Below are 10526 nucleotides of genomic sequence, written 5' to 3' on the forward strand. Positions count from 1 at the left end.
ACACACCCCCTATAAAACGTAAGGTATTACATTTATTTCCTTGCATCAGCCGACTGTGCCTGCGTGCCGCATACACCCAAGTCAGGTAGACGCCGATCGTGAGGAACATCAGAGCAGCCGAGAAAAAATAGGGGACTCACCGCGACACGGGGCGCAAATCCCAAGAGGGCCGACGAGACACCATAGCCGACGATGCCGAAGATAAGCACGGGCCGTCTGCCGAGGCGATCGCTTAACACGCCCCACAGTGAACTTGACAAGAGCTGGGTAATCGCGAAGACCGATAAGGCTAACCCCATCTCAAACGATGTGGCCCCGATGTGCCGGGACAGAAACGGCAGGGTTGGCAGGATGACTCCGCAGCCGATATTGGCGATAAACATGGTTGACATTAAAAACAAGATGGTTATCGACACGGGGGCTCCCCCCAGCTTCGATTTTCTGCCAGATTATCCCCTTTTCAGAAAGGTGATCGTCGCTTCGCCGTACGTTAAAGCTTTGCCTTCCTCTTTCTCCACTGAGATCTCCAGGTCGACCGTACGCGCTTCATCGTTCTTTCCGGTTACTTTGGCGCGGCAGGTCAAAACGTCACCCGGCCGAACCATCCCGGCAAAACGCACCTGCAAGCGGCTGACAAATCCGTTCGGCCCGACCATCTGCGCGGTGTACTGCCCCAGAAATCCCATGCTCAACATGCCGTGTGCGATCACCCCCGGTAGCCCCACTTTGCGGGCGGTTTCGTCATCGGTGTGGATCAGGTTAAAGTCACCTGAGGCTCCTGCGTACTTCACCAACTGCACTTTTTCAATCGCTGGTTTGACAAGCGGCTCCACCTCCTGTCCCACCTGCAGTTCCTCCCAGTTCAAAGCCTGCATGCGGTTCGCCTCCCGTCAGCGTAGGATAATGGTGCTTTTTCCGCGAAACACCAAGCGGCCGTCCAAATCTTCTCCCCGCACTTCCGTGACGAGGAACGTCATCGCCCCCAACTTGCCCTGCCGCTCATAGACGTCAATCACTTTGCTTGCGCAGCGCAGGACGTCACCGGCGACGATCGGCCTCTCGCAGGCGTACTCCTGCTCGCCGTGAAGCACGCGGCTCAATTCAAATTTCACCTGCGGGTTGGGCACCCTGAGCGTGGTCGGAAACGTCGGCGGTGCGACAAGGCTGGCGTATCCGTGCTGTCTGGCATACTCCTCGTCATGGTACAGCGGATTATCGTCGCCAATCGCCTGGGCAAATGCGCGAATGGCCCCTTTTTCGATCTCATGCACCTGCGGTTCGCTGGCACTTCCGATCACACTGCGGTCGATCAGCATCTTCGCCCCCTCCTTTGAAAATGATGCTTCCTGGTCATCCCATCAGTTCGCCTACCTTGACGTGTCCTTTCAGCAGGTTGCGGGCGATGGTCCGCCGCTGAATTTCATCTGTGCCTTCGAAAATCCGCCACAGCCTTGCTTCGCGGTACCAGCGTTCGATCGGCAGCTCTTTGGTATAGCCCATGCCGCCGTGAATTTGCAGCACCCTGTCGACCACCTGGTTGGCCATGATGGCTCCGTGCAGCTTCGCCATCGAGGATTGGTGACGCGCATCCAGCCCCTTCTCGGCCATCCACGCCGCCCGCAGGACAATCCATTTGGTCGCCTCAATCTCGACGGCCGAATCGGCGATCATCCACTGGATGGCCTGCCGTTCGGCGATCGGCTTGCCGAAGGTGACGCGCGTCTTGGCGTAGTCAATGCCCATTTGCAGCAGCCGTTCTGCTGCGCCAACCGCCCTTGCGGGGATCACCCAGCGGCCCTGGCCGATCCACTTCATCCCCAGGGCAAAGCCTTTGCCTAGCTCGCCCAGGATGTTTTCTTCCGGAACGCGAACGTTTTCAAAAATCAGCGAAGCCGGACCCCATTCGCCCATGGTATGGATGTACTCGGACCGCCACCCCATATCGCGGTCGACCAGGAAGCAGGTTACCCCGCCGTCTGCCCCTTTCTCCTTGTCCGTCACGGCAAAGACCATGGCAAAATCCGCTTCGTTGCCGTTTGTGATAAAGATTTTCTCCCCGTTGAGCACCCAGTGGTCGCCGTCTTTTACCGCTGGCATCCGGATGTTTCTGGCATCCGAACCGGCCCCCGGTTCCGTCAGGGCGAAGCAGGAACGGCGCTCTCCATTGATCAGGGGAATCAAATAGCGCTTTTTCTGTTCTTCATTGCAGTAGTAGAGGATGTTGTCGGCCGAACCCCCGAAGGAAAACGGAACAAACGTTCTGCCCAGCTCCATCGTGATCAGCGCGGTCATGATCGGCCCCAGGTTGGCTCCGCCGTACTCCTCGGGCGTGTTGATCCCCCAGAAGCCCATTTCTTTTGCCTTCAACTGCAGACGGCGGATCTCTTCGCGGGCAATGCCGGGCCTGCCTTCGCGCTCGTTGCGCAGTACCTGCTGTTCCAGCGGCATGATTTCATTTTGGACGAATTCGCGCACCGTCCGCTGCACCATTTTCTGCTCGTCACTCAATGAAAAATCCATCGCAAGGCCTCCTTTTGAGTAAATGGATCATAAGGCAAATAAACTTATCGACTTCCCCCGTTGACGTAGATCACTTGACCGGAGACATAGCTGGCGTCGTCGCTGACCAAAAATGCCACTACGTTGGCGATATCCTCCGGTTGGCCCACCCTGCGCAGGGGGATGCGCTCGACGGCCAGCTTCTGGTTTTCCGCGAAATCGACGCCGACGCGCTCCGCCGTCTGTCTGGTCATGTCCGTGACGATAAAGCCGGGGGCTACCGCGTTTACATTGATGTTAAAGGGACCCAGCTCGATTGCCAACGTCTTCGTAAAGCCTTGCAGGCCCGCCTTGGCAGCGGAGTAGTTCGCCTGGCCGCGGTTGCCCAGCGCGGAAGTGCTGCTGGTGTTGACGATTTTCCCGTAGCGCTGTGAGACCATGTACTTCTGTGCGGCCCTGCTGCACAAAAAGCTTCCTTTCAAGTGGATGTTCATCACAGTGTCCCAGTCGTCTTCCGACATTTTGAACAGCAGGTTGTCACGGATGACGCCCGCATTATTTACCAGGATATCGACCCGCCCGAACTGTGCCGCGACTTCCGCCACAGCCCGCTCGACCTGTTCGGCATCCGCGACGTCACAGCCGATCCCGACCGCTTCCCCGCCGTCTGCTTGAATCGCCTGCACGGTCTCGCGGCAAAATTCCTCCTTCAGATCAAATACGCCAACCTTCGCACCTTCCCGGGCCAACCGCTTTGCCGTAGCGGCGCCGATCCCTCGTCCCGCCCCTGTGACAATCGCTGCCCTGCCATCCAAACGACTCATCCTCATCAACCTCCTGTAAGATTATCGCAATGCCTCTTGACGCTGCCCGTCACAAGCCCGGTACAAGATGACATCGCCATGCTGTGCGGCGGCCACCAGGCCCCGCGCCTCCAGCAGGTCCAAATGCCCTTGTATTTCCGACAGACCCAAGAAGACGGCCCCCGCCTTCAACCAGGGGAACATGGCGCAGCTCAGCTCGTAAACCGTCCGCGGTCCGGCTTGCAAGAGACGCCGGATTTGCTCGCATCGCTCGTGCTGTTCCAAAAACCGCTGATTGATCACCTGGCGATGCCCCAGATACGGATCGCCGTGCCCGGGGTAGATCATTTTCCACGGCAGATCGCGGGCACGGTTGAGTGACTGTCGCAGCTGCAAGAGCGGTTTTGGCCGTTCTTGTTCCCCCGGCTCGGGGGGGGGGGCTGATGAAAGCGTTTGCCGAAATTTTCTGCAGCAGGTAGTCGCCGACAAATGCGTCTCCTGTCTCAGGACTCCACAGGCAGATATCGGTTTGACTGTGACCCGGCACTTCCAGCACGTGAAATCGGTCGCCGCCGGCCAGCACTGTATCGCCGTCTTTGAGGTAGCGGATGTGCTTCCAGGCTTCCTCGCGGTACTGCCGGCTGCGATTCAAGAGACCTACAGCCCCACACTGCGAGACAAACGCCTGCATAAACGCTTCTGCGCGGTCAAACTCCCGGCGGCCGCCTGTGAGTACTGTCTCCGCCCGTTCGTGAACAAATACCGGGACGTCTGCCTCGCTTTGAATCGCCATCACCCCGCCGCAGTGATCGAGGTGCATATGCGTGACGACGATTTGGCCCACATCCGCAAAGGAAAGGCCGACTGCCGCCAACCCGTCGCGCAGCTGCTGTACAGATTCCCCTGTCGGAATCCCCGTATCCACCAAGGTGACGGGATCGCCCATCATCACGTAGGCATTTACATCTCCTTCCGCGTAGTGGGTCTTGATGTTGATTTGAATGATCCTTGCAATGTCGATTCCCCCCTCTCCATGTAGCTGGTGATGAACTGCCGCCGTCTGGCAAAAGGTTTTAGCAAGTTGCATACCATAGAGGGAGGAAAGCGTGCCGACGGGGTGGACGGCGCTCGGAGCAAAGCGCTGCGGCTCACACATGATACACGGATGACTTACTCCTTCAAGAACCGGGAAGAAAGGCAAGTTTTTTTTGTATCGGCAATTCATTTTTGTATCACTTCCCGCTGCGGGCAAAAAAATAGACACTGCTCGAATGGCAGCGTCTGCGTTCATCTCTCCCTCATTACGTGATCACTTTGACAAAGCGGACCCGTGATTGCCCCCTTCCGCGCCCGTCCTCCGCACCAATCGTCTATGACGGAGATAACTTTCCCATCGTCTTCTGCAGTGACGTTGTGTATGTCCATAGCTTGCAGCTTACAAATTGTATTTTTTCAATTTTCTCACGATCGTTGCCTGGCTGGTTCCCAACTGCTCCGCCATCTTATAGGTGCTGTTGTACTTTTGCATCGCGATGGCGAGTATCTCCCGTTCCGCGATCTCGGCTGCTTCCTTTAACGTCATCACTTTATTGTGGGAGCAAGCCGGTCCCGATTCCGGCACGTCCTGCTCCCGGTATTCGGGCGGCAGGTCTGCCAAGCCGATCTCGTCTGTCGGAACCGTCAAGATCAGCCGCTCGATCAGGTTGGTCAGCTCCCGGACATTGCCCGGCCAAGCGTATTGATAGAAAAAGCTCTCTACGTCTTGATCCAGTTTTTTGTCGGTATTGTATTGTCGGTTCAACCTGTGGACCACAGAGCGGACAAGGGGCAGGATATCCTCTTTTCGCTCCCGCAGCGGCGGGATATAGAGCGGGATGACATTGAGCCGGTAGTACAAGTCCTCGCGAAACGCGCCTTGCTTCACCAAATGTTTGAGATCGCGATTCGTCGCAGCGATCAGTCTCACATCGATGTCTTTTGGCTTCGTTGCTCCGATCCGCTGAATCTGCTTCTCCTGCAGGACGCGCAGCAGCTTTACCTGGAGGGAAAGCGGCAGTTCTCCCACCTCATCGAGAAACAGGACGCCTTGATGGGCAAGCTCGAACAGTCCGGGTTTTCCCGTCCGGCTGGCTCCCGTGAACGCGCCCGCTTCGTAGCCGAACAGCTCCGATTCCAGCAAGTCATGGGGAATGGCACCGCAGTTGATTTTAATAAACTCGCCCTGCTCGCTCCGGCTGCTGACACGGTAGATATGCCTGGCTAAAACGTCCTTGCCCGCCCCGGTTTCTCCGAGGATCAATACCGTGGCGTCAACGTCGGCAATCCGATCGGCTATATCGTAAATTTCAAGCATGCTTCTGCTGTTGACGATCACATCGGGATCGATCCGTTTCGCCTTCAGCTTTTCCAGCTCTTTTCTGTACTGGTGATTCAGCTCCAACGCTCTTTTCAATTCGTTGTAAAACTGGTTGAGCTCGGTCAGGTCGCGGACATTGGTGATCACCTTTTCGATTTCGCCCGCTTCGTTTACAATAGGCATGCCCATCGCGAAACGTTTCTTGTCGGTGAGATAACTTGACGTGTAGATGTAGTTCACCGGCTTTTTCTGTTCGAGGACTTTCAGCGTAATCGATGTCTTCATGAGCCCCCGCTCTACCAAATCCTGGACGTTTTGGTTGATGTAACACTGCTTTGGGTAACCGGTAAAGCGCTGGATCGCCGAATTTGTCTTCAGCGTTACGCCTTCCCGGTCGGTAATGTAGATCACGTCATTGGATATTTCCATCACCGCATTCAGTTCCTGCTCCAAGTCGATGATTTTTCGCTGCATCCGCTGCACGAAGGAACCGTCGACGACGATGTATGCGAGATGGTCCTGTGCCCCGTGCTCCGGTTCGCCTGCAAACAGGAGAAAGGAGCGATCCCCGGCGACCGCTGTAACGAACCTGTCATCATGTGCCTCCCATCGTGCGAACAGCGATTCTATCGCAACCCCGGAAAAAGCGCCCTCGATCAGCTTGGCAAAGAGAAGATTGCAAGCTTCAATGATCCCGCTGGAACTTACGAAGACGATCGGAAATGGCAGGGAGTCCAAAAAACAGGATCGCTTCATCGATTATCCCTCCTTTAGCCCTCTAACAAAAGCCACAAAGGTTCTAATACAGGTATAACGATAATCATCCGCGAATATGCCAAAAAGTCGCTGGATATCGCTGGCTTGCAGGTAGTCTGTCACTGTCTTATCAGCTGATTGCCGTGAATGACATATCGGGCTGAAGGCGCAGGCGTCTCTTCACCGTCCAGCAACGTTATGACAATATACTTTTGGTCGGCCAAATAGACAGACGATAGCCGGACCGTATCCGCTTGTTTGACCTGCAGGCTGTTATCCATGGCATCGTTGACGCTGGCAAGCTCAAACCGGTCGCCTGTCCAGCGAAGGATCTCCACATCCTCCCAAGTCAAGTGAACCGCTGGAGATTGGAGGACGATTTCTGAGGAGTCGTCTCCGCTGCTGCCGGTCAGCAGCGGCACACCAAAACTGTGAAAGCTGGACCATGTTTGAGATCGGAGATCGTACGTGATATATTCAAACCCGGTGTGAGGAGAACCGATCCCGCCGAGCAGCATCAGTTTGCTGTCCTTCGCGGCCAATGTCATCCCTATCATATGCGTCTCGATGTCTTCCAAATGAAACCCCAATTCGTAGAAGATGATGCTTTGCTTTTGAAAGCGCAGTATGCCGTGAATTTGCTCGGGCAGTTTCCCTCCTCCGCCTGGCTCCAGGTAGAGATCTACGGTTACGGGAGTTCCGGCCAATTCGCCGAAGCGAAGCGTCTTTTTCTTTTCCCACCGATCTGTTGGCAAGTCTTGTCTCCACTGACTCCATTCTACCGGCTGAAAACCGAGTTGTACCTTCTCGGGAAAGTCCGGGGAAACGGTCTGCGGCGGCGGGTTTGTCACTTCCGGCGACAGCGTCGATCGCTCCTGCTTTACCTCGGTCTGGATTGCCTGGTGACAGCCGGTTATTGCGATAATAGAGGCAATGATCAAGTATCCGGTGCATCGCATGTGCAGCATCCTCCGTCCCCTGTTAATGGATCAGCTTGCTCTCTTTCGCCTTTTGAATCAGCGGTTCGGCTACGCGATTGATGTGCTTCTTCAAGGCTAATCCGATCAGCAGCCCCGCCGCGACATAGACTCCCATCATCAACAGGTCTTTTCCGACGATATCCCAGAGAATTCCGCCCACCGCTTCCCGCATCATGCTGATGGCGTAGGTGAACGGCAGAAGGGGGTGTATGGCTTGGAAAAACGGCGGTGTCACCTGAATCGGAAAGGTACCGCCGGAACCGGCCAGTTGAAGCACCAAGAGGACAATCGCCAGTGCTTTGCCGACATTTCCAAATACCGAAACCAGCGTGTAGACCATGAGCATGAGCAGCTTTCCTGTCACATCGATTGCGATCGACAGATGTCGGGCAGTCCTGTCCAGCGCCGATCCCTCACCTTTCAATCGTGGGCCGCTGTGATTCCAATCCGATCCCGATCTCATTAAATATAGAAAAAATAGTCCCATTCGCTGTTTTGACAAAGTTGCGGCTTACTTCTTCCACGACGCCGCTAGCTCCTTTGGCCGTAATCTTCGGGGCGATCGCATTTATTTTTTCGTTGACGCTGTAGATGATCTCTGCTTTCTGGGGATTGTCGGATAAAACGGTCCCGATTTTTTTCTAAAAATCAGCAGGAATCAAGATGCTTGCATAATAATCTCCATGCATCACCCCCTGCATCGCCTGTTGTTCATCAACGAAAATCCAGCCGATATTCTTGTTTTCCTTCAAGGAGGATTGAATTTCATTCCCGATGTTTATCGGATTCCCTCGAAGGGTTGTTCCTTTATCCTGGTTGACGACGGCAACCATAAGACCTCCCGTTTGTCCGTAGGGATCCCAGGAGGCTTTAATGTTAAACCAGGCGTAGAGCGAAGACAAGAAAACCAGCCCGAGAATAACGACTGCCGCCACCCAATTCGTTACAATATTTCTGCAATCCTGTGTAAAGATCATCCATATCTTTTTCATGTTCATCTCCGAGTACGTTGCTGTTCGTAGTATGGCCCATTTTCTTCCTTTTATCTTACTTCCGCATTCCTTCCGGTACAATCCATATTCGACAAAAATAACCCCGTTCCCCCTTTCATTTTTGTGCAAAGGGGTGACCGGGGTTCCACAGGGACATATTTTGGGAAATGTAAAGCCGATTTTTCCTACGCTAAGGAAGGCAGAATCGGCTTTTGTTCGTTTATTGTGCTATCGATACCCGTTTCCTTATATAATACGAATAGGTGAAAAACAATTATGTAACAGTCGTCTCTTATTCTCTCCTTGGCTTAGCGATTACAAATCAAGTAAAGGGGATTACCAACAGGATCACTGAAGTGTGCAAGCCGGGTTGCTTTGTCTTCCATAAAATGTTGGAATTCAACACCACGGGATTTCAGTATCTCGATTGCTGACTCTAATTCTTGTACTTCAAATCCAATAGAAATGCTCCCTGATTTTCCCGGTTGAGAACCTTGTTCTCCGGTAGGATGTAGTAGCCCAATCGTCAATCCCGGTGCTTCGACCTGCGCATAATGCCCTTCCACTTGGTGTTGTAACTTTAATCCAAGGGTTTCGACGTAAAATTGTACTGCTTGCTTTTTTAAAATCAGCTACCATGACAGTCACATTGCCACTCTTGAACATGGTATATTTCCTCCGTTTTCCAATCCCACACTGGTACTACCCTATCTAGGTGGGATATTTCTTCCTTGCGATTGACAACCCCAAGGTGCAACACGATTATTTTGTCATGCCTAGACTTCGTTTATACGCGAAGATCTCCTCGACGGCTCGATGATACCCACCCGCAGCTCGGAACGAATCGCCAACTTCAAAGCATACCTTTCGAATTGACGCATCCTTGAGCACGCGTTCCGCCGCCTCTCTGAGATCTCCCGCGGTTAAGCCTTCTTGATTTAGGTGGATGCCTGCACCGATTTCAGCCACACGTCGGGCCACAATAGGTTGGTCGGCGCTTTGGGGAAGTACAATCAGCGGCACACCATAATAAAGGCCTTTACTGGTGCTGTTCATGCCGCCGTGTGTGATAAACAATTTGGCGCGTTGCAGTACTTCGAGTTGCGGTACGTAATTGCGAACGATAAAATTCGCAGGAATGTCTCCCAATTCCGCAATCTGGGTTTGTCTGCCGACGGATAGAATCACGGTGTACTTCGTTTCGGCGAATGCTGCAAAACAGAGCTTGTAAAAATCCACCGCTTGATTGATAACGGTGCCGAGTGATATGTAAATCAGATGATCCGTGTCCACATGAGAGAAATCAAATCGACCTTGTGAGCGCGGCACGATAGACGGTCCAACAAACTTGTACGTCTCGTCGAAGCTTTCTCCATCGGGTTGGAAGCGTTTCGACGTGTAGACGATGGTCAATGGCGCGGGATTGCAGAAAACCTCGTAGGCGGAGTCAACTTGCACATTGTATTTCGCTTGCACGTTACTGACTAGCTGTTGAAACTCCTGTTGTGCACGTTCATTCACGTCTGCTGGAAAATGGCGCGAGAGGTGATCTTGCATACTGTCAAAGCTGTTTTGTTGAATTGCAAAGCTCGTGCACGAGTTGATTGCCGGCAGGTCGAGTATTTGTGCAAGCAAACGCCCACAGCCGAACATCGAGTCATGAATGATGTAATCAAAACGTTCTCCCTTTGTTTGCTCCAGGACACTGGGGATGATGATGTCGGCGGTGCGCAATAGTCCACCCACTCGAGCCCAAGGACTTCTTCCTCCGGCAAGGAACGCCTCCAAAAATTTACCGCTATCGAACGTGATTACCTCTACGCCCGTTGGCTCGACGCGATCACGAAATTGTTCGCTATAAAGTAAACCACTCTTTACCGAAAACGTGTAGAACGCGCCGGCACTCGGGGCAAGTTTGCTGAATTCACCGATCGTATTCGCCAGGATTAAGGCTGCAAACAGCGAGACGAGAAAGGCAAACGGCATCGCTGCTTAGGCGAATCCGGCAGCGTACGGCGTATTGAAATACATCGATACGGCAGGCCCCATGAATGCAGCCGACATGACAATGGCATCCCAGACGGACAGGTTTCGGATCAAACGATTTTGTTGCGGTTTGGTAGAACTCACATTACGCAAT

At 53.6% G+C, this 10526-nt stretch carries 11 protein-coding genes and 2 pseudogenes; all 13 read right to left on the reverse strand.

Annotated features, from left to right (window positions below):
- Positions 1-32 precede the first annotated feature (32 nt).
- A complete protein-coding gene (locus tag HGBM_RS03490) occupies positions 33-416 on the reverse strand; it encodes an MFS transporter (protein ID WP_019119705.1) in 384 nt (127 codons plus the stop codon).
- A gap of 33 nt (positions 417-449) precedes the next feature.
- Positions 450-875, reverse strand: coding sequence for a MaoC/PaaZ C-terminal domain-containing protein (locus tag HGBM_RS03495; RefSeq protein WP_019119706.1), 426 nt, complete (start codon positions 873-875; stop codon positions 450-452).
- 15 nt (positions 876-890) lie between these two features.
- A complete protein-coding gene (locus tag HGBM_RS03500; protein ID WP_019119707.1) occupies positions 891-1316 on the reverse strand; it encodes a MaoC family dehydratase N-terminal domain-containing protein in 426 nt (141 codons plus the stop codon).
- 34 nt (positions 1317-1350) lie between these two features.
- Entirely contained in the window at positions 1351-2520 is a 1170-nt protein-coding gene (locus HGBM_RS03505) for an acyl-CoA dehydrogenase family protein (protein WP_019119708.1), read from the reverse strand.
- A gap of 44 nt (positions 2521-2564) precedes the next feature.
- Positions 2565-3323 carry a beta-ketoacyl-ACP reductase gene (locus HGBM_RS03510; RefSeq protein ID WP_019119709.1) on the reverse strand — a complete coding sequence of 253 codons (759 nt, stop codon included), beginning with the start codon at positions 3321-3323 and terminating at the stop codon, positions 2565-2567.
- Positions 3324-3344: 21 nt separating this feature from the next.
- On the reverse strand, positions 3345-3791 hold the full coding sequence (locus HGBM_RS31525; protein ID WP_245552861.1) for an MBL fold metallo-hydrolase: 447 nt from the start codon (positions 3789-3791) through the stop codon (positions 3345-3347).
- A 25-nt stretch (positions 3792-3816) separates the two neighbouring features.
- A pseudogene (locus HGBM_RS32385) lies at positions 3817-4593 on the reverse strand (MBL fold metallo-hydrolase); the annotation flags it as partial.
- Positions 4594-4737: 144 nt separating this feature from the next.
- Positions 4738-6414: a sigma-54 interaction domain-containing protein gene (locus HGBM_RS03520; RefSeq protein ID WP_019119710.1), complete on the reverse strand. Its 1677-nt coding sequence runs from the start codon at positions 6412-6414 to the stop codon at positions 4738-4740.
- 119 nt (positions 6415-6533) lie between these two features.
- Entirely contained in the window at positions 6534-7382 is an 849-nt protein-coding gene (locus tag HGBM_RS03525) for a hypothetical protein (protein ID WP_019119711.1), read from the reverse strand.
- Between the two features lie 13 nt (positions 7383-7395).
- Positions 7396-7818, reverse strand: coding sequence for an ABC-2 transporter permease (locus HGBM_RS32390; protein ID WP_019119712.1), 423 nt, complete (start codon positions 7816-7818; stop codon positions 7396-7398).
- Positions 7811-8386, reverse strand: a pseudogene (locus HGBM_RS32395) (YhgE/Pip domain-containing protein); the annotation flags it as partial. The gene HGBM_RS32390 and the pseudogene HGBM_RS32395, both read right to left, overlap by 8 nt.
- A gap of 308 nt (positions 8387-8694) precedes the next feature.
- On the reverse strand, positions 8695-8952 hold the full coding sequence (locus HGBM_RS29310) for a VOC family protein (RefSeq protein WP_245552863.1): 258 nt from the start codon (positions 8950-8952) through the stop codon (positions 8695-8697).
- A 196-nt stretch (positions 8953-9148) separates the two neighbouring features.
- Positions 9149-10372: a macrolide family glycosyltransferase gene (locus tag HGBM_RS03545; protein ID WP_019119715.1), complete on the reverse strand. Its 1224-nt coding sequence runs from the start codon at positions 10370-10372 to the stop codon at positions 9149-9151.
- Between the last annotated feature and the right edge of the window lie 154 nt (positions 10373-10526).

It is taken from the genome of Brevibacillus massiliensis (genome assembly GCF_000311785.1).
Lineage (GTDB): Bacteria > Bacillota > Bacilli > Brevibacillales > Brevibacillaceae > Brevibacillus_C > Brevibacillus_C massiliensis.